Consider the following 18858-nt stretch of genomic DNA (forward strand, 5'->3'; position numbering starts at 1 on the left):
TTTATCGAAAGCAAATCAGTCCCAGTTCGATAGAAAAATTATGCAAGAGTTTTCAGACCAAATGCCGAAGGATATCGTTCGGTTTCCGATGGTTCCGATCCGCGACGTCGTCATTTTTCCGTACACCAAGGTTGCTTTCAAGATCGGCCGATCGAGTTCCGTGATGGCGCTTGAGAAGGCTATGCTCGGCGAGCGCAACATCTTTCTCGCGACCCAGCACGACGCGTCGGTCGACGAACCGAACGCCGACCAGGTTTATACCATCGGCACGCTCGGCCGCATTTTGCAGGCGCAGAAACAGGATAACGGACAGATCAAGGTCGTCGTCGAAGGACGCGACCGCGGCGTCGCCGTCCGCGTCGAACAGGATGCGAACGGAATGTTCTACGCCTACGTCCGCAAGGTCGATTCGGTCGACGAATCCGGTTACCGCACCGACGGGCTTTTGCAAAAGATCCATAATCTTGTCGAACAACTGCTTCGCGTCTCGCCGGATGCATATTCGGACGCGTTGCACGCTTCGCTGCGTGGAATCTCGGCGGCGCAGATCTCGGACGCGATGTCCTCGCATCTGCGGATCTCCGTCGATGAAAAGCAGAAATTGCTAGAAACCTCGTCGGTTCAGGAGCGATTGCAGAAACTTATCGACATTCTCGAAGCCGAAATCGAAAAGAAACAACTCGACCGCAACATCCACGCTCGCACCAAGAAGCAGATGGACAAGCATCAGCGCGAGTATTATCTGAACGAGCAGATCAAGGCGATCCACAAGGAACTCGGGCGCAAGGATGAGAAGGTCGAACTCGAAGAACTCAAGAAAAAGATCGAAGAGGCCGGAATGTCCGACGAGGCCCGCGACAAGGCGATGGTCGAATTCGGGCGCCTCGAAGCGATGTCGCCGATGTCCGCCGAATCGACCGTATCACGTACCTATATCGACTGGCTGCTGAACGTGCCGTGGAAAGAGCGGACCGAAGAGATCGAAGATCTCGGAGAAGCCGAACGGGTTCTGAATGAAGATCATTACGGGCTCGAGAAGATCAAGGAGCGAATCCTCGAGTATCTCGCCGTCCGGCAACTCGTCAAAAATCCGAAGGGCACGATCCTGTGTTTCGTCGGTGCGCCGGGCGTCGGCAAAACGTCCCTGGGCAAGTCGATCGCGCGCGCGACCGGGCGAAAGTTCGTTCGTCTTGCGCTCGGCGGCGTCCACGACGAGGCCGAGATCCGCGGCCATCGGCGAACATACATCGGAGCGCTTCCGGGACAGATCGTCCAGCTGATGAAGCGCGCCGGTACGGTAAATCCGGTTATTTTGTTGGACGAAGTCGACAAACTCGGCCGCGATTTCCGCGGCGATCCGTCGGCGGCTCTTCTCGAAGTTCTCGATCCGGAGCAGAACAATACGTTCCGCGACCATTATCTCGACGTCGACTACGACCTGTCGCAGGTCTTTTTCATCGCCACCGCGAACGTTCTCCATACAATTCCGCCGGCGCTCCAGGACCGCCTCGAGATACTCCATCTTTCGGGCTACACCGAACGCGAAAAATGCGAGATCGCGAAACGCCATTTGATCCCGAAGCAGGCCGACGGGAACGGTCTCGACGGCGAAGCGGTCAGGTTCTCGGATGACGGGATCCTTGAGGTGATCCGCCACTACACACGCGAGGCGGGAGTCCGCAATCTCGAACGCGAAGTTTCTTCCTGTTTGCGAAAGATCGCGAAACAGTATGTCGTTTCGACCGCCAAAGAAGACTTTCGCGCCGTCATTGATGCGGAAAAGGTTCGGGAACTTCTCGGGACGATCCGCTTCCGCAAACAGGACATCGCGCGCAAGAGCGAAGTCGGACTCGTGAACGGACTCGCCTGGACTGAGGTCGGCGGCGACGTTCTGCAGGTTGAGGCGACGCTTGTCAAAGGAAAGGGAAATGTCACGCTGACCGGGAAACTGGGCGAGGTGATGCAGGAATCGGCGCGGGCGGCGCTGACCTGCGTCAAAACGCGCGCCGAATCGCTCGGCATCAGCAATGACGAATTCAACGAAAAGGACCTGCACGTACACGTGCCCGAGGGCGCGATCCCGAAAGACGGTCCGAGTGCGGGAATCACGCTGGCGACGGCGATCGTTTCGATCCTGACCGGTCAGCGCGCACGCCACGATCTGGCGATGACGGGCGAGATCACGCTGCGCGGAAAGGTCCTGCCGATCGGCGGCGTCAAGGAAAAACTCCTTGCCGCGCACCGCTTCGGACTCAAGACAATCATCTTGCCGAAGGACAATGAAAAGGACCTCGCAGACATTCCGGAAGAAGTGCGCGAGGACCTGACGATCCACGCGGTCGATATGATCGACGAGGTTTTGAAGTTCGCGCTTGAGCCGAAGGCGGACCCGGAAACCGCGATCGAAGCGCCTCAGGTTTGGTCCGAAAAGCCCGCGATCGCCGTCCCGACGGCGATCGTTGAATAGGCAGTTCAGTCGGGGCAAACCGCTGACCGCTTCAAAATCGTCGGCACGCCCCGCTCGTAATTCAGCCGGGAGCTTTGTGAACTGAGTTCGCGGCTTTCCGGATTCAGGTGGCGATGTTTGACGAAACGAAAATTTACAAAAATAACGGACACTTCTTTTTCATTGAAGGCGGAAATCTCAAGCGATTGAGTCACGAGATTCCTGCACTGCCCGGGGTCTTCTATGTCGTGCGGCTGGCGAAGGGGCGAATCGACTTGGTCTATATCGGCAAATCCCGCGCCGTCTCGCGAAACGGCAAGGTCCGCCTTATAACGCTCCGCGACGAAATCAACGATAAGCAGGACGGTATTCCGCGACAGAAGTTCTTTGATCGGAAGATGACCGAGGAGAATATCGACGGGTTGGACATTTACTGGTTCGTCACGATCGACGGACGCAACCATCATTTGCCCGGCTACGTCGAAGGCCTTTTGATGCAGGAACATTTTGAGCGATACGGTCAGCTGCCGGCTTGGAACAAGGAGTTTTGAGTAACGAAAACTCAACCTGATCGCGCCGGGACGTGACGATCGACTGGACCCTGCGCGGATCCCTGAATCATTGCGGAAACGCGCACGGAGTGAGCGTGCACGGCCGCGGAGCGGTCGAGGCGTGGTCATTCGACGCGCTCGGGATGACGACGGTAACGTATGATGACGGATGAGGCTGTCTGGAAAGTCACTCAGAAAGTCTCCGGGATTGCCGTTTTTCTGTTGTCTGTTTTGGGAGAGTCCGCTTGGCCGTCATCAGTTGGCCGGTCGCCGAGCGCATTTCCGCTTTTCAGACGGTTGCCAGCCTTTGCAGGTTGTGTGCGATCGCGATCAATCCGATCTCAATCTGTACTTTTGCCAACCCCTCAGTAAGAACCTTCTGAATTTCTTGTTTTCCTTTATGTTTCCGATCACCGCCTCGACCTCGTACCGTTGTTTCCTCCGTTCGACGCCTTTCTCGCTTTCGAGCATCTCGCGCGCCTTGCGCCGGTGCCTCAGAACTTCTTCGTTGCGCTCGATCGACCGTCCCCCTCGCCCTTCGAACATTGGCCCGCATCGGACATCCGCCGCAGGCCTCGGTCCGGTAGATTTTGACGTTTTGCTTCCGGCCGTTCTGCGTCGTCTTCACGGATCCTCCGAGAACTCCATCACGTGCCCCGCGGACACCGGTAAGTATCGGTCCGCGTCGTATTGAAGTTGTCTGCCGCGAACTTCCCTTGGGCTCCGGAATCGAACCCGGAAACTTCACAAATGCCTTGATCGCCCGTTTCTCCAGATAGGCGTAGTTCTCTTCACTGCCGTAACCCGCATCGGTCCGCTTTCGGGTTCCGTTCCGTACGTTTCGATCATCTTGCCGACATGCTCGGCGCGCGGTCGTGTCCCCGCGATTGTGTCAGCGTGTACCCGGTCAGAAAATGCCCTCGGTCGCCAGCTGGCTTGTACGCCGGTCTCAACTGCCCGTTCCAGATGGTCTTCCTTCATCCTCAGAACGTCGCGTCATGATCGGTCTTCGAACTGCTTCGTCGCCCGTCCAGCATCGCTCCTGCGCCTCGACCTTCGCCGCCCGGCCCGGCAACTCCGCCTCAATTTCCGACGTGTGTCTTCGCATCGGGCTCGGCTTTCAGCAACTCCTCGTCGATCGCTCTCGCGCGCGTCACCGCTTCGGGTCCACCGCCTCAAAATCCGGCTCGTTCGGCGCCTGCTCTTCCTCCGCGCTCGCCCGCTCGACGTACTTCCACACGTCACGCAACTGTTCCCTTATCCGCTGCTTGTTCCGCTCCACCGTCTTTGCCCAGACGAACGTGTACCGGTTCGCGTTCGCCTCGATCTTCGTCCCGTCAGTATCACTTCCCGCAACGATACCGCCCCTCTTTGACAAGCAGCAGCACGACCTGCGAAAAGATCTTCTCAAGATGATCTTTCAGCCGCTTCGACCGAAAGTCCGCCAGCGTGTTGTGGTCCGGCCTCGCGTTGCCGGCGAGCCACATGAAATGCACGTTTTCCTGCAACGCCTGCTCGATCTTCCGGGACGAATAGATATTCCGAAGATACGCGTAAACCAGCACCTTCAAAAGCAGCCGCGGATGGTAGCTCGACGCTCCGCCGCCTTTGTACCCAAGCTCAAGCACGCCGATGTCGATCCGCTCGATCACTTCGTTCACAACGCGCACCGGATGGTTCGGGGCACCAGATCATCCAGGCTCGGCGGCAACAACATCGGTTGGTTCTGATCGTAATGCTTGAAGACCACCTTCTTCCTTTTCTCGTGTATCATACTTAGTATTATAACCCACGTATGCAACTCGACGAAATTCAAACAACACTCCCGAGACCGAAAATCGCCGAACCCGAGGGGACTTTTCAGACAGCCTCGGCACGCTTACTCCGTGCGCGTTTCCGCATTCTGGACCGTTCGGGAGTAACGCGTGAACGTCGGAGGCGGCGGAGCCGCTTGGTTGTTTGGGAAGCGGACGGCGACGCCGAGCATCGCCGCACATCAGGCGCCGAAGTCGCGGGCCCGATTGAATCTTCAGTTTTGGATCGTCCAATTTGAATAAGGCAGCCGCTTCGATCAGCCGAAAAGCTCGTCCAGGTCCCGTGCGCCGTGCAATACTCTGACGATCGCGACAATCCCGGCCCATTCTCTGTAAAACACCGGATAATTGCCTTCGGGAAAGCTTCGCAAATCTTGCTTTAGTTCCGTACGATCGCGACCGGCCCTCGGGTTTTCCGCCAGCATTTCAAAACGGTCGATGAGCCGATCAAAAAATGCGATTGCCGCGTCGAGATCATCAACGGCGATGAAGCGCAAAATCTCATCAATGTCCCGCTCCGCGCTCGACGTGATGATGTAATTAGCCACTGTTCTCCTTCAATTTCAGCAAGAGGTCGCGCTTTTCGTGCATCGCCAAACGGCCATCTGAGAATCTTCCGGCCTCAAGGTCATCGACGCCTTTTTGAATCTCGGTCCGCAGCGCCTCGAGTTTCAGTTCGCGGAGTTCGTCGCGCTGTTGAAGGAGTCGCAGTCCCTCACGGACAACCTCGCTGGCTGAATTGTACAACCCGCTTTTGACTTTGAAATTAACAATTTGCTCTAGTTCCGGTGTTAAAGAGACGTTCATTGAAAATCCTCCTTACGAACTTTGATAATAACATTCGTTGGCGATCGTAACAATCATTGTTATCGACCGTCGGCGGTCGGCTCTTGAGAACCCGTTGCAGTTGCTCGAAGCGAAATCACGAGTTCCTCATCGACCCAAGAAATCGTTTGCCGTCAACGAATTGCGTTCTCTTGGATTGACATCGGCCGCGTTCGCGAAAACAATTGAACAGTGAAAATAACATCGGCGGAGTTTATCAAGAGCGCCTTCGAGCGCGCTCACTGGGTCCCAGACGGACTTCCGGAGATCGCGTTTCTCGGGCGATCGAATGTCGGGAAATCGAGCCTGATCAATTCGCTCATCCAACGCAAGGGCCTCGCACGGACGTCCAACACTCCGGGCCGGACGCAGTCGATAAACTTCTTTCTGATCAACAATTCCTTTTATTTTGCGGACCTTCCCGGTTACGGCTATGCGAAGGTCTCAAAGATGATGCGCAAGGACTGGGGCAAGATGGCGGAAGAATATCTTGTCAACCGCCGCGAGCTTATGCTATTCATACAATTAGTAGATTCTCGCCATAAGCCGACGGAACTTGATCTCAATCTCTGCGAATGGCTTAGATTTCACGGCAAGAACTCGATCGTGGTCGCGACGAAATCCGACAAGCTCTCGAGCAACCATTTGATCAAGAACATTCGGGACATCGAGCAAGCGATGCCGGACTCGACCGTCGTGCCATATTCGGCGACGACCGGAAAGGGCCGCGACGTGGTTTGGTCGCATATTGAAAAATCTTTCGCGAAAAGTAAAGAAATGGGTTGATTTTTCCTCTTGGACTCTGTAATAATTATGCATTCCAGAAAAAACTCAAGGGTTTTGAGAAAGCTCGAGAGCTTAACGCACAATTTCTGAACTTTCCGGACAATTTTCTCCACGAGTTTAGCTTTTCAACTAAGTAGGATTTAGAGATTCTGTGCGGAATCCCAAATCTCTGCGTTACTGCAAACTAACTACCCAGACAACGGACACAAAATGGCAACCAAAATAGCAAAACCGAAGGTGACAAAGAAGAGTCGCGTCGAAGAAACGACGGCTGCACCTGAAGAACCACAAGAGATGATGCCGGAAGAACAACCGGCGCCCGAACCCGTGCGGCGAAAGGAGAATCCGCTTCCGTCGGGTGTGAACCTCGATCTGACCGACCTCAAAGACATGTCGATCTCGGAACTGACGCACATAGCCAAGGAAATGGGCGTCGAAGGCGCTTCGGGTATGCGCAAGCAGGAATTGATATTCAAGGTTCTTGCGGCGCAGACCGAAAAGAGCGGCTTCATCTTTTCCGAAGGCGTGCTCGAAACTCTGCCCGACGGTTTCGGGTTCCTGCGCGCACCGGAGTACAACTATCTTCCCGGACCGGACGACATTTACGTCAGTCCGTCGCAGATCCGCAAATTCGATCTCCGGACCGGCGATACGGTTTCAGGACAGATCCGCCCGCCGAAAGAAGGCGAGCGTTACTTTGCGCTGATCAAGGTCGAGGCGATCAATTTTGAAGCGCCGGAACAGTCGCGCGAGAAGGTCTTCTTCGACAATCTGACGCCGCTTTATCCGGACGATCAGTTGAAGATGGAGACGACGATCGACAACATTTCGGCGCGCGTCATCGATCTCGTGACACCGATCGGGAAAGGTCAGCGCGCGCTGATTGTCGCGCCGCCGCGCACCGGTAAGACCGTTCTGCTCCAAACGATCGCGAATTCGATCACCGAAAATCATCCGGAAGTAACGCTCATCGTTCTGCTGATCGACGAACGTCCGGAGGAAGTGACGGATATGCAGCGTTCGGTCAAGGGCGAAGTCATCAGTTCAACGTTCGACGAACCGCCGACGCGTCACGTGCAGGTCGCCGATATGGTGATCGAGAAGGCGAAAAGGCTGGTCGAGCACAAGCGCGATGTCGTCATTCTGCTTGACTCCATCACGCGTCTCGCACGCGCCCACAACGCCGTCGTTCCGCCGTCGGGCAAGATCCTGTCGGGCGGTATCGATTCGAACGCGTTGCAGCGCCCGAAGCGCTTTTTCGGCGCCGCGCGCAACATCGAGGAAGGCGGCAGCCTGACGATCATCGCGACCGCGCTGATCGATACCGGCTCGCGTATGGACGACGTCATCTTCGAAGAGTTCAAGGGAACCGGCAACTCCGAGATCCATCTCGATCGCCGGCTTTCGGACAAGCGCCTTTTCCCGTCGATCGATCTGCAGCGTTCGGGAACACGCAAGGAAGAACTGCTCATCAGCAAGGAAGACCTCGCCCGCGTTTGGGTTATGCGCCGCGTACTCAACCCGCTCTCGCCGGTCGAGCAGATGGAAGTCGTCCTCGAACGTCTCGGAAAGACCAAGACGAACGCCGAGTTCCTCGCATCGATGCAAAGCTAACGCATTTTGGGACTTGGGATTTCTGATTTCGGATTGATTGACTTTGATAACGGCCGATCCGAAATAGGAAATCCCAAATCCCAAATCGCGAAATTCGAATTCAGAAATCCCTCAGTCCGAAATTCTAATCCGTTCGATCTTCGTTGCTTTTCCGCTTGTTTCGTCGATCTCGATGATGACGGCGCAGAGCCAAACGTCGCCTTTTGAGTGTTCGGCACGCGGAGCGGGGAATTTGGTGAAGCGTTCGATAACGTGGGATTTTTCCATTCCGATCACGCCCGAGTAGCTTCCCGTCATTCCGAGATCGGTGATGTATGCCGTGCCCTTATCGAGAATCCGCTCGTCGGCCGTCTGGACGTGGGTATGCGTACCGACGACCGCCGAAACACGCCCGTTAAGAAACCAGCCCATCGCGTATTTCTCGCTCGTCGCCTCGCAATGCATATCGACGAGCCGGATCTTGACGTCATCCGGAATCGCCCGGACGCAGTCGTTCGCGGCGCGGAACGGATCGTCGACGGTCGGCATAAAAACGCGCCCCATAAGATTGAGCGCCGCAATCCGAAAGCCATTTATCTCGCCGACGAAAAGCCCTTTTCCGGGTGTTGCAGGTGGGTAATTCGCGGGACGGAGGAGTTTCGGATTTTTCTCGATATACGGAATTACCTCAGGTTTGTCGAAGATATGATTGCCCGAAGTCATCAAATCGATGCCGGCGGCGAACAGTTCGTCGGCGATCGGCGGGGTGATCGAAAAACCGCCCGCAACGTTCTCGGCGTTCATCGTTGCGATGTCGATCCTGTATGTTTTGCGGATCTCGGCGAGGTTGTCGAGGACGATCCGCCTTCCCGGGCGCGCGACGACATCGCCGATCATAAGCACATTCATAAACTGAAAAGTCCCAAGCGTTCATACATCTGCCGGAGTGTTGCGACCGATGCATTGAAACCTGAGACGAGAGACTGAATAGTTAGCAGAAGAGGACCGCGATGGCCGTTCAAACGGAAAAATTGAACCTGTATAGACAGGTGGGCGGCCTTCTGCGTCGAATTTCTTCGCCGCATCCGAGCCCCGTTCTCCGGCAGACCTTTTGCTTTGAAAGACTGCACTGAACGCGGCATTGGCCTCCCGATCAATTAGTGTTGGCTCAATTATTATGTCGTTCGGTGACGAACCCCGCAGTGGAGTTCTTCTGCTGGAGGTGATTATATCACGCCGGGGAAGGCAAAAGGCAAAAGTAAAAAGGCAAAAGTAAAAAGGCAAAAGTAAAAAGGCAAAAGTAAAAAGGCAAAAGTAAAAAGGAAAAAGTAAAAAGGCAAAAGTAAAAAGGCAAAAGTAAAAAGGCAAAAGTAAAAAGGCAAAAGTAAAAAGGCAAAAGTAAAAAGGCAAAAGTAAAAAGGCAAAAGTAAAAAGGCAAAAGTAAAAAGGCAAAGTAAAAAGGAAAAAGTAAAAAGGCAAAAGTAAAAAGGCAAAAGTAAAAAGGCAAAAGTAAAAGGCAAAAGTAAAAGGGCAAAAGTAAAAGGCAAAAGTGAAAGGCAAAGTAAAAGGCAAAAGTAAAAAGGCAAAAGTAAAAAGGCAAAAGTAAAAAGGGCAAAAGTAAAAAGGGCAAAAGTAAAAAGGTACAGTCCTTCCTTTTCCACCTTTGCCTTTTGCCCCTTGTCTTTTGCCCTTTTTACTTTTGCCTTTTGCCTTTTTACTTTTGCCTTTTTACTTTTGCCTTTTTACTTTTGCCCTTTGCCTTCCCCTACTGCTCCGTCTCAAGTTCCTGCGGCGTGACGTCTTTTTGCTTGAAAACGTGATCGAGCATCTCGGTCATTTCGGCGCTGCGCGAGGCTATCTGGGCGTCGGTCTGTTCCTGGATATTCTTCAGCTGGTGAAACTCGTCGGCAATGTGAAGCGCGGCGAGAATTGCGACCTTGAGTGAATCAACGGTCAGCGTGCCCGACGATATCTCGCGCATTTTGCCGTCGACGTACTCCGCGAGACGCATAATGTACTCGTTGTCGCCGTCCGAACGAATGTTGTACGTCTGATTGTAGATTTCAACTCGGATTGATTGTTCGGTCACTTCGGTTCGTCCTCTCGTTGTTCCAATCATCGGGCTTACCTTCCGAGCGCCTCGGCGACGTCGGGTTCGATGATCGTGATCGCATCGAGCATTGCCTCGACCTTGAGTTGGATCGCGTCGCGTTCCGAAAGCAGGTCCTCGATCTTGACCTCGAGCCGGTTTTTCTCCGACAAGAGGCTGCTCACCTCGTGGCGTAGCGAGCGAAGCTCATTTTCGAGCCGATCCTTTTCGTCACGCATCTTTTTGACGTTCTCGATCGTGAGATAGATTTTGTCTTCGAGATGCGAGAACTTTTCCATTCCTGCAAGACCGTTCATTGAATTCTCCAAAGTTGGGTTGAGTTGTAATGCGTTTTGATTATGTTCAGTTTTTGCGAAAACTTCAAGTCAGTGAGCGGTGAGCAGTGAGCGGTAAGCAGTGAGCGGTGAGCGGTGAGCAGTGAGCAGTGAGCGGTGCCTGAAAAGGTGGACGGCGGTTTTGAGTCACCAGTGAAGGTTCAGGCGAAGAAAGTGGGTGAGATCGAGCGTTGCGTCACGTCGGTCAGTGAGGTGAGCCGCGATATCAGGTTTCCCGGTTGCTATATGCATGGATGCGTCAGTATTCACGTATGAGAAACAGGAGCGGCTGTGCGGAGAGCTGAGCGACACGAGAAAGTCAAGGCGTTGAAGGAAAGGTGAAAGAGCTGGAGCAGGCTGTCGGGCAGAAGCAGGGGGGGGGCAAGGCAGGCGTTTCACCAGCGAACGTCCAGATGTTGGAAGAGCAGGAGCAGCTGCCGGTGATCGCCGAGAGGCGACCGGAGCACCGCAAATGCCGCCGCGCGGCACGTGGGGGGGGAGAGGGGCGGGGCCGTGCGGCGGGGGGGGGCGGGGGGGGCCGGGCCGGCGCGCCGCGGGGGGCCGGGGGGGGGGGGGGGGGCCGGCCCGGGGGGCCGGCGGGGCGGGGGGGGGCGGCGGGTGGTGTGGCGTGTCCCGGCCGGGGGGGGGGGGGCAACCGGGGCCGGGCCGGGCGGCTCACCCCCCCCCCCGGCCGGGGGCCACGGCCCCGCCCCCCGCCCCCCCCCCCCCCCCCCCGCCCGCCCGGGGGGGGGGGGGGGGGCCCCGGCCCCCGGGCGCCCCCGCCCCGGGGGGGGCCGGCCGGCGGGCGGGCGGGGGGGGGGGGCGGGGGGGGGGGGGGCCCGTCCCCCGGCGGGGGGGGGGGGGGGGCGGCCCGGGGGGGAATTGGGGAACGCCCGGGCCCGCCCCAGGGCGCAAAACACCGGGGGGGGGGGGCCGGGGGGGCCCGAGCGCCCGCCCGCCAGCGGGACCCGAAAAAAAAAAACCGCCCCCCCCCGCCGGCGGCGGAGGCCCTACCCCCGCGGGGAAAGCCCAAGGGGGGGGCGGGGGGGCACAACCCCCCCCCCCCCCCAACGCGCGGACCCCCCCCCCCCCCCCCCCCGCCCGGGGGGGCGGGGGGCGGGGTTCCCCGGGGCCGGGGGGGCCGGGGGTTTTAAAAAAAGGGGCGCAAACCGGCGCCCCCCCCCCACGGCCCCCCCCCCCCCCCCCCCCGCCCCCCCGGGGCGGCCCCCCGGGGGCCCCCCCCCCCGGCGCCGCCCCCCGGAACGGAGCCCCCCCAACGCGTAAACGGAAAAAAAAAAAAGGTTTCATCACAAAAAAACAAGGGACATCGCGGGACACGGTGAGCAGTGAGCGGTGAGCGGTGAGCGGTAAGCAGTGAGCCGTGAGCAGTGGCCGGTGGCCGGTGGTCAGTGGTCAGTGGTCAGTGGCCACTGCTGACCGCTCACCGCTTACCGCTCACCGCTTACCGCTCACCGCTGACCGCTCACCGCTTACCGCTCACCGCTTACCGCTCACCGCTTACCGCTCACCGCTTACCGCTCACCGCTCACCGCTCACTGCCTAGGTTTGATTCCGAGTTCGCGTTCGATCGATTCGAGGATCGCGCCGTGGACCTTTTCGACCTCTTCCTCGAGCAATGTGCGCTCGTCGCTTCGATATTCGAGCCGGACCGTCAGCGAGCGTTCGTCGCCGGCCACTCCTTTGCCCTCGAATACGTCGGAAAAACTCACTTTTCTGAGCAATTCAAACCGCTCGCGCTCGATCGCGTCCCGGACGGACGCAAAGGTCAGACCGCGCTTAACGAGAAAAGACACATCGCGCTGGATCGACGGATAAACCGAGAGCGGCCTGTACAAAACCGTATCCGTTTCGGCGGCAAGTACCGCGTCGAGATCGATCTCGGCGACGTAAACGGGTTGCCGAAACTTGAAAAGACCAGCGGCCTCGTCCGAGAGGCGTCCGATCGTCCCGACTTGCTTTCTGTTGAGCCAAACAGTGGCGGATTGTCCGCTCCGAAGATGCGAAACATCCGCGGCCGAATACTCCAATGCCGGCGCGCCGATGGCATCCAACGCACTTTCGAGCGCGCCTTTGGCGTCGTAAAAATCGACCTCGCTTACCGGCAACGCCTTGTTTTCCAGTACTTTGCCGCCGCTGATCGCGAGCGCGAAAAGTTCGCGCTCGACCGGCAATCCGTTTTCTTCCGACGATGCGGCGAACACCTTTCCAAGTTCGAACAGAGCCAGATTGCGCTGTTGTTGATTAAGGTTCGTACGCACTGCCTCGAGCAATCCGGGAATCAACGTCGCACGCATTCGCGTCGCGCCCTCGATGATCGAATCCCGCAGGGTAATGAACTTCTCGTCAAGATTCTCGTCGACCAGTCGGTCGATCAACTGGAAGCGACCGTCGTACTTCGTGTCAATGAAGCTGTACGAGATCGCCTCGTCGAAGCTTAGATTCGCGAGCGTCTGGCGCAAATGAAACTTGCGCATCTCGTTCGGTTGATACTCGCCGGCGCCGAATGCCGGGGCGAGTTCCTCGCCGATCTTGTCGTATCCGACGATTCGCGCGACCTCTTCGACCAGGTCTTCCTCGATGCTGACGTCGTGCCGCCAGGAAGGAACGTGGAAGATTTGCGATTTGCGATTTGCGATTTGCGATTGAAAGCCGAGCGAATCGAGGATCTTGATGATCTGATCTTCAGAAACATCAAGTCCGGTGAGACGTTTGACGGCCGTTTCGATGTCGTTTGATTCGATAGTCTTCGGTTCCGGTTTTGTCGGAAAGACGTCGACGAACTCGCCGGCGATTCCTCCGGCGAGTTCGCAGATCAACTGTGTCGCGCGGTCCGAAGCGCGTTTCAGATTTTCGATATCGACGCCGCGTTCGAACCGATGGCTCGCTTCGGTCGAGAGCTTTAACTTGCGCGATGTCTGCCGGATCGAATCGCGGTTGAAATAGGCGACCTCAAGCAGGACTTCGTTGGTTCCTTCGGTGATGCCGGAGTCGAATCCGCCCATCACGCCGCCGACCGCGACCGGCTTTTCGGCGTCGCAGATCATCAGCATCGACTCATCGAGTTTGCGTTCGACCTCGTCGAGGGTCTTGATGGTTTCGCCGGCGCGCGCGCGGCGGACGACGATGCGATTCTCTCTGAGCTTTGCAAGATCGAACGAATGCATCGGATTGCCGAGTTCGTGCATCACGAAGTTGGTGATGTCGGCGACGTTGTTGATCGAGCGCTCGCCGACCGCTTCGAGCCGTTTTACGAGCCATTCCGGCGACGGCCCGATCTTGACGTTTCGGATAATGCGGCCGGTGAAGCGGTAACAAAGATCAGCGTCGACGATGCTGACCAAATTCGGATTTGGGATTTCGGAATTCGGAACTTCGTCAAAATCCGAAATCCCAAATCCCAAATCCGAATTTACGCTGAGTTCTCTCGCGATGCCCCAGTGGGAAAGGCAATCACCGCGGTTCGAGGTGAGATCGATGTCGAACACGAAATCATCGCCATGTTCCTCGATGCCTTCGACGGCATTGCCAACGGACGTCAGTCTGTCTGCCACCTCGCGCGGCGACAGGTCGATGTCAATAAGGTCTTTTAGCCAATTGTAGCTGATAAGCATAGCAAGTACATCTCGGGCGCAGCCCTTACATTAAAGACGACACGAAACGGCAGAGCAGGAGCCAAGCCCTGAACAATTATCTGAACTGCTCCAAAAATCGAACATCATTTTCGAACATCAAACGAATGTCGTCGAGCGCGTACATCAGGGCGCACATACGTTCGAGGCCGAAGCCGAACGCGAAGCCCGAATACACCTGCGGATCGACGCCGCAATTCTTGAGAACGTTCGGATGGACCATTCCGCAGCCGCCGAGTTCGATCCAGCCCGAGCCCTTGCAAGGCCGGCAGCGCGCGCCTTCGGATTGGCCCGTGCCCGCGCATTTGAAACATGAAAAATCGAATTCCGCGCTCGGTTCGGTGAAAGGGAAGTAACTCGGACGCATCCGGACCTTCGTGCCCTCACCAAACAGACGACGCAGCCATTCGGCGACGGTGCCTTTGAGATGCGCCATCGTGATTCCTTTGTCGACGCACAGGCCTTCGATCTGATGGAACATCGGGACGTGCGTCGGGTCCGGCGTGTCGCGGCGGAAGACGCGGCCAGGCGCGATGATTCTGATCGGCACGCCGCGGCGTTCCATCGCGCGGATCTGCACGGTCGAGGTCTGCGAACGGAGCGCGAAGCCGCTCGTCGTATAAAACGTGTCCTGCGACTCGCGCGTCGGATGCCCTTCGGGAATGTTGAGCGCGTCGAAATTGTAATAGTCGGTCTCGATCTCGCGGTCGTCCTCGATCGTGTAACCCATCGCGACGAAGATATCCTCGATCTGCTGCCGCAAAATGGTGATCAAGTGGAGATGCCCGACGCGCGGACGTCTGCCGGGAAGCGTGACGTCGACTCGTTCGCGCTCGGTCTTTGCCTTGGCGACGTATTCGGTGAGCGCGGCTTCGGCTTCGTCGATCGCCGAAACGATGCGCTTTTCGACCGATTGCACGAGCTGGCCGAAAGCGCCGCGATCTTCGGGCGCGACGCGGCCGATCAGCTTCTTGGCGTTCGCGATCTCGCTTTTCTTGCCGGTATGGCGCGTCTTGAACTCGCCGATCTCCCGCTGCAGGCCTTCGGCCGCCGCAAGCCCGGCATCGCTGATCTTGTTCCGCAAATCAACAAAGCGTCCGAATTCTTGCTCGAACGCTTCGCGGATCCTCTCAACTTGTTTCTTTTCTTCAGACATCAAGTTTTACTCAAGGCTATTCCGCGTCGCCGTTTCGCCGAAGCAAAACGCAAACGGAAAAAGAAAAAATCTATCGAATTCTTCCTTGCCATTTTCGATTGGAGGGATCGCAAGAACTTCCGCGATCCGTTCCCGAACTATGCAACAGCGGCCGGCTGTTTGCTGATGGCGTCACGCGCCTGGCCGGCGAGCGCGGCGAACGATTCCGGCTGTTTCACCGCGAGATCCGCGAGTACTTTGCGGTCGAGTTCGACTCCGGCAAGCTTCAAGCCATGCATAAACTGCGAATACTTCATTTCGTTCAAACGGCAAGCCGCGTTGATGCGGACGATCCAAAGTTTGCGAAAATCGCGTTTCTTCAGTTTGCGGCCGGTGTAGGCGAAATTCAGCGCGCGTTCGACCGATTCTTTGGCCGAGCGATAAAGTTTCGATTTGGTTCCGCGATAGCCCTTGGCTAAAGCTAATATCTTTTTGCGCTTCTCGGTGCGCTTATTTCCACGTTTTGCACGAGGCATCGGATTATCCTCCTAGTATCATTAAACCTATTGAATAAAGACGAATCTTATTGAATTCGGGCAATCCAAAATCCCAAATCCGAAATCCCAAATCGCCTAGTCTCTTCCGTACGGCAACATCTTTTCGACGCGTTTCTGATCGCCTTCCGAAACTAGCGCGTCGATGTCGAGATTGCGTTTACGCTTGCTCGTCTTCTTCGTCAAAATATGTCGCGCGTGGCTGTGTCCACGTTTGAACTTGCCGCTCGCCGTCGAACGGAATCGCTTGGCAGCGCCCTTGTGTGTTTTAAGTTTTGGCATAATTTACTCCATTTGTGATTTGCGATTTGCGATTTGCGATTTTGTCCTCTGGACAAATCCGAAATCAGAAATCCCAAATCCGAATTATTTCTTTTTGGGGACAAAGATCGTAAACATCTGATAGCCTTCCATTTTCGGGGCCACCTCGATGTCAGCGATGTCCGCAAGATCCTGTCTGAGCTTTCCGAGGATCGCCGCCCCGAGCTCTCGGTGCGTCATTTCGCGACCGCGAAACGCGATCGTCGCGCGCACCTTATCGCCTTCAGTCAGCCAGCCGCGGGCACGTTCCATTCGATAACCGTAGTCGTGATCGTCGGTCGCCGGCCGGAACTTGATCTCCTTGACCTGAACCGTCGTCTGCTTCTTCTTGGCTTCGTGCTGTTTCTTCTTCTGTTCGTAAAGAAACTTTCCGTAGTCAATGATCCGGCAGACGGGCGGCTGCGCGTTCGAGGCGATCTCGACCAAATCGAGCCCGGCCTCGCGGGCGCGCTGCACGGCATCGCGCGTATCCATCACTCCAATCTGCTCGCCCTCAGGGCCGATCACCCGAACCGCGGGAACGCGGATTCGTTCATTCGTGCGATGGATCGGCTGGCGTCTGTTGTCAAAACGTCCGCGGCCTCTGTGTATTGCGATAAAATTACCCCCTCTCGATTTTGGATTTGCGATTTGCGATTGCGGATTGATTAACACAAATCCGAATTCCCAAATCACAGATCCGAAATCTTCATCAGTCGTTTGTCAGCGCTCGAGACAACTTGAGTCTCATCGCCAACTCCTTGAATTCCTCGAGCGTCATCTGTCCGATGTCGCCCTTAACCTTTTCGCGTACCGCAATTTTGTTGTCTTCGAGTTCTTTGTCGCCCAAGACAAGCATAAACGGAACCTTCTGCAGTTGCGCGTCACGAATTTTTGCACCGATCTTGTCGCTTTTCAAGTTTACTTCGACGCGAAATCCGGCGTCTTTGAGGTCTTTGCCGATCTTTTCCGCATATTCGTTGATGCGGTCAGTGATCGGAAGCACGGTGACCTGAACCGGCGCGAGCCAGAACGGGAAAGCTCCCGCGTAATGCTCGATCAAAACTCCGAAAAAGCGCTCGACCGAGCCGAACAGCGCGCGATGGACCATTACCGGCCGATGCGGCTTGTTGTCGTCGCCTATGAACTCAAGCTGAAACCGTTCCGGCAGATTGAAGTCGAACTGCACGGTCGAGAGTTGCCACAAACGACCGATCGAATCTTCGACCTTGATGTCGATCTTCGGGCCATAAAACGCGGCCTCGCCCTCGATACGTTCGTAGCCGATCTCGCGTTTCTTGAGCGCCGCGACGAGGGCCATCTCGGCGCGTTCCCAGTCGGCGTCCGAACCGAGATATCCTTTGTTATCCGCCCCGCCGCGGACCGAAAGCTCGACCTTGAAGTTCTCGAATCCGAAAGTCTTGAAGACGTCGTATGCGAAATCGACGCACGCCCCGACCTCGTCGGTCACCTGATCCGGGCGGCAGAAAATATGCGCGTCGTCCTGCGTGAATCCGCGGACGCGCATCAGCCCGTGCAGCGTCCCCGAGAGTTCGGCCCGGTAAACGGTTCCGAGTTCGGCGTAGCGCAAGGGAAGTTCGCGATACGAGCGCGGATGCGACTTGTAGATGCCGATATGGAACGGGCAGTTCATCGGTTTCAAACGAAACTCGATGTCTTCACCGAACTTCGGCGGCATCCCGACCGGTTCGAACAGGCCGTCGGCGTAGTTTTCTTCGTGCCCCGAGGTCTGCCACAACTGCCGCTTCGCGATATGCGGCGTGAAAACCATTCCGTAACCACGTTTCTGCAGTTCTTCGCGGAGATAGTTCTCCATATCGGTGCGTATCGCGCCGCCCTTCGGGTGCCAGAAAATGAATCCCTGACCGTACTCGTCCTGGATCGAAAAAAGATCGAGTTCCTTTCCGAGTTTGCGGTGATCGCGCTTTTCGGCCTCTTCGCGCTGCTTCAGCCAGGCGTCGAGTTCGTCCTGCGAAGCGAACGCGGTGCCGTAAATGCGTTGCATCTGTTCGCGCTCCGAATCGCCCTTCCAATAGGCGCCGGAAAGCGCCAAAAGCTTGAAAGCCTTGAGTTTGCCGGTATGGCCGACGTGCGGTCCGAGACAAAAATCAATAAATGGAGAACCGTCTATGTAGTAAACGCTCGCGCTGTCGGAAACCTTGTCGGCGATCAACTCGCATTTGAGCGGTTCTTCGCGCTCTCCGAAGATGTTCAGGATCTCCGATTTCGAGATCTCGTCGCGGCGGTAAACGAGGTTTCGTTTCGCCATCTCCTTCATCTTCTTCTCGATCACGGCGAGATCCGCTTCGGTCAGCGGGCGTGGCGCGATGACATCGTAATAAAACCCGTAGCGCGCGTCGTCCATCAGCGCGGGGCCGATGCCGAGTTTCGTTCCCGGGAAAAGTTCAAGGACTGCCGCAGCAAGCAAATGCGCGGTCGAATGTCGAAGCACTTCGAGTCCGTCGCGTGAGCCGGTCACGATCGGTTCGAGCGCGAGCAGTTCTTCCGCCGGAACCAGTTGTCTCGACAGATCGACTTCTTCGCCGTTGACCTTGGCCGCGATCGTCGTTTTCAAAACGTCGCGGTCGAACGCCTTGATCGCGTCCAAAACGGAAACCGGTTCGGAAAATTCCTTGACTATTTCACCGAATTTTATGTGCATCGCTTTGTTAATGGTTGATAGCTAATTGTTAACTGATTTCAACGTCCACCGCCCAAAAACCTGACAAAGCCGGGTCCGAATCACGAAATCGTATAAC

General features: G+C 56.5%; 20 protein-coding genes and 1 other RNA gene. 5 read left to right on the plus strand and 16 right to left on the minus strand.

Going from position 1 to position 18858, the window contains the following annotated elements; all coding sequences use genetic code 11:
• Positions 1–40: 40 nt before the first annotated feature.
• From lon to IPN69_10395, 3 genes are all read left to right on the plus strand, one after another.
• A complete protein-coding gene (gene lon / locus IPN69_10385) occupies positions 41–2467 on the plus strand; it encodes an endopeptidase La (protein ID MBK8811122.1) in 2427 nt (808 codons plus the stop codon).
• A 185-nt stretch (positions 2468–2652) separates the two neighbouring features.
• The gene (locus IPN69_10390) at positions 2653–2997 is read left to right on the plus strand and encodes a hypothetical protein (GenBank protein ID MBK8811123.1); all 345 of its coding nucleotides are present in this window, start codon (positions 2653–2655) and stop codon (positions 2995–2997) included.
• A gap of 32 nt (positions 2998–3029) precedes the next feature.
• On the plus strand, positions 3030–3170 hold the full coding sequence (locus IPN69_10395) for a hypothetical protein (GenBank protein ID MBK8811124.1): 141 nt from the start codon (positions 3030–3032) through the stop codon (positions 3168–3170).
• 116 nt (positions 3171–3286) lie between these two features.
• Here the strand turns inward: IPN69_10395 and IPN69_10400 are convergent, their stop codons facing one another.
• The 5 genes from IPN69_10400 to IPN69_10420 all read right to left on the minus strand — a co-directional run bounded on the left by IPN69_10400 (position 3287) and on the right by IPN69_10420 (position 5618).
• Positions 3287–3625 (minus strand): transposase, encoded by a 339-nt coding sequence (locus IPN69_10400; GenBank protein MBK8811125.1) that lies wholly within the window; start codon positions 3623–3625, stop codon positions 3287–3289.
• 525 nt (positions 3626–4150) lie between these two features.
• Complete coding sequence (locus IPN69_10405; GenBank protein ID MBK8811126.1) at positions 4151–4375, minus strand: hypothetical protein; 225 nt, start codon at positions 4373–4375, stop codon at positions 4151–4153.
• The gene (locus IPN69_10410; protein ID MBK8811127.1) at positions 4341–4658 is read right to left on the minus strand and encodes a transposase; all 318 of its coding nucleotides are present in this window, start codon (positions 4656–4658) and stop codon (positions 4341–4343) included. Before IPN69_10410 ends, IPN69_10405 begins: the two co-directional genes overlap by 35 nt.
• Positions 4659–5068: 410 nt before the next feature.
• Positions 5069–5347 (minus strand): type II toxin-antitoxin system RelE/ParE family toxin, encoded by a 279-nt coding sequence (locus IPN69_10415; protein MBK8811128.1) that lies wholly within the window; start codon positions 5345–5347, stop codon positions 5069–5071.
• A gap of 4 nt (positions 5348–5351) precedes the next feature.
• Positions 5352–5618 carry a type II toxin-antitoxin system ParD family antitoxin gene (locus IPN69_10420; protein MBK8811129.1) on the minus strand — a complete coding sequence of 89 codons (267 nt, stop codon included), beginning with the start codon at positions 5616–5618 and terminating at the stop codon, positions 5352–5354.
• Between the two features lie 210 nt (positions 5619–5828).
• Between IPN69_10420 and IPN69_10425 the strand changes: the two genes are divergently transcribed.
• Together IPN69_10425 and rho are read left to right on the plus strand one after the other, a co-directional pair.
• Positions 5829–6422, plus strand: coding sequence for a YihA family ribosome biogenesis GTP-binding protein (locus tag IPN69_10425; GenBank protein ID MBK8811130.1), 594 nt, complete (start codon positions 5829–5831; stop codon positions 6420–6422).
• A gap of 210 nt (positions 6423–6632) precedes the next feature.
• A complete protein-coding gene (gene rho, locus IPN69_10430; GenBank protein ID MBK8811131.1) occupies positions 6633–8036 on the plus strand; it encodes a transcription termination factor Rho in 1404 nt (467 codons plus the stop codon).
• 111 nt (positions 8037–8147) lie between these two features.
• On the opposite strand, the gene IPN69_10435 is transcribed toward rho, so the two are convergent.
• From IPN69_10435 to thrS, 11 genes are all read right to left on the minus strand, one after another.
• Entirely contained in the window at positions 8148–8924 is a 777-nt protein-coding gene (locus IPN69_10435; GenBank protein ID MBK8811132.1) for a TIGR00282 family metallophosphoesterase, read from the minus strand.
• 89 nt (positions 8925–9013) lie between these two features.
• A non-coding RNA gene (gene ssrS, locus IPN69_10440) (6S RNA) lies at positions 9014–9224 on the minus strand.
• Positions 9225–9241: 17 nt separating this feature from the next.
• Entirely contained in the window at positions 9242–9676 is a 435-nt protein-coding gene (locus IPN69_10445; GenBank protein MBK8811133.1) for a hypothetical protein, read from the minus strand.
• Between the two features lie 104 nt (positions 9677–9780).
• The gene (locus IPN69_10450; protein MBK8811134.1) at positions 9781–10134 is read right to left on the minus strand and encodes a cell division protein ZapA; all 354 of its coding nucleotides are present in this window, start codon (positions 10132–10134) and stop codon (positions 9781–9783) included.
• A 5-nt stretch (positions 10135–10139) separates the two neighbouring features.
• Positions 10140–10421 (minus strand): hypothetical protein, encoded by a 282-nt coding sequence (locus IPN69_10455; GenBank protein ID MBK8811135.1) that lies wholly within the window; start codon positions 10419–10421, stop codon positions 10140–10142.
• 1571 nt (positions 10422–11992) lie between these two features.
• Positions 11993–14071 carry a phenylalanine--tRNA ligase subunit beta gene (locus tag IPN69_10460; GenBank protein MBK8811136.1) on the minus strand — a complete coding sequence of 693 codons (2079 nt, stop codon included), beginning with the start codon at positions 14069–14071 and terminating at the stop codon, positions 11993–11995.
• A 76-nt stretch (positions 14072–14147) separates the two neighbouring features.
• Complete coding sequence (gene pheS / locus IPN69_10465; GenBank protein MBK8811137.1) at positions 14148–15245, minus strand: phenylalanine--tRNA ligase subunit alpha; 1098 nt, start codon at positions 15243–15245, stop codon at positions 14148–14150.
• A gap of 137 nt (positions 15246–15382) precedes the next feature.
• A complete protein-coding gene (rplT, locus tag IPN69_10470) occupies positions 15383–15760 on the minus strand; it encodes a 50S ribosomal protein L20 (GenBank protein MBK8811138.1) in 378 nt (125 codons plus the stop codon).
• A 96-nt stretch (positions 15761–15856) separates the two neighbouring features.
• On the minus strand, positions 15857–16060 hold the full coding sequence (gene rpmI, locus IPN69_10475; protein MBK8811139.1) for a 50S ribosomal protein L35: 204 nt from the start codon (positions 16058–16060) through the stop codon (positions 15857–15859).
• An 84-nt stretch (positions 16061–16144) separates the two neighbouring features.
• Positions 16145–16648, minus strand: a complete 504-nt coding sequence (locus IPN69_10480) for a translation initiation factor IF-3 (protein ID MBK8811140.1) — start codon at positions 16646–16648, stop codon at positions 16145–16147.
• A 142-nt stretch (positions 16649–16790) separates the two neighbouring features.
• Positions 16791–18761, minus strand: coding sequence for a threonine--tRNA ligase (thrS, locus tag IPN69_10485; GenBank protein MBK8811141.1), 1971 nt, complete (start codon positions 18759–18761; stop codon positions 16791–16793).
• Positions 18762–18858: the final 97 nt, after the last annotated feature.

The organism is Acidobacteriota bacterium (assembly GCA_016715115.1).
Taxonomy (GTDB): Bacteria; Acidobacteriota; Blastocatellia; order Pyrinomonadales; family Pyrinomonadaceae; genus JAFDVJ01.

What these genes read in the sequence shown, in the direction of transcription:
- lon (MBK8811122.1), top strand. Translation starts at nt 41, where the DNA reads ATGCAAGAGTTTTCAGACCAAATGCCGAAGGATATCGTTCGGTTTCCG.
- IPN69_10420 (MBK8811129.1), bottom strand. Translation starts at nt 5,618, where the DNA reads ATGAACGTCTCTTTAACACCGGAACTAGAGCAAATTGTTAATTTCAAA.
- rho (MBK8811131.1), top strand. Translation starts at nt 6,633, where the DNA reads ATGGCAACCAAAATAGCAAAACCGAAGGTGACAAAGAAGAGTCGCGTC.
- IPN69_10435 (MBK8811132.1), bottom strand. Translation starts at nt 8,924, where the DNA reads ATGAATGTGCTTATGATCGGCGATGTCGTCGCGCGCCCGGGAAGGCGG.
- IPN69_10450 (MBK8811134.1), bottom strand. Translation starts at nt 10,134, where the DNA reads ATGATTGGAACAACGAGAGGACGAACCGAAGTGACCGAACAATCAATC.
- IPN69_10455 (MBK8811135.1), bottom strand. Translation starts at nt 10,421, where the DNA reads ATGAACGGTCTTGCAGGAATGGAAAAGTTCTCGCATCTCGAAGACAAA.
- IPN69_10460 (MBK8811136.1), bottom strand. Translation starts at nt 14,071, where the DNA reads ATGCTTATCAGCTACAATTGGCTAAAAGACCTTATTGACATCGACCTG.
- pheS (MBK8811137.1), bottom strand. Translation starts at nt 15,245, where the DNA reads ATGTCTGAAGAAAAGAAACAAGTTGAGAGGATCCGCGAAGCGTTCGAG.
- rplT (MBK8811138.1), bottom strand. Translation starts at nt 15,760, where the DNA reads ATGCCTCGTGCAAAACGTGGAAATAAGCGCACCGAGAAGCGCAAAAAG.
- rpmI (MBK8811139.1), bottom strand. Translation starts at nt 16,060, where the DNA reads ATGCCAAAACTTAAAACACACAAGGGCGCTGCCAAGCGATTCCGTTCG.
- thrS (MBK8811141.1), bottom strand. Translation starts at nt 18,761, where the DNA reads ATGCACATAAAATTCGGTGAAATAGTCAAGGAATTTTCCGAACCGGTT.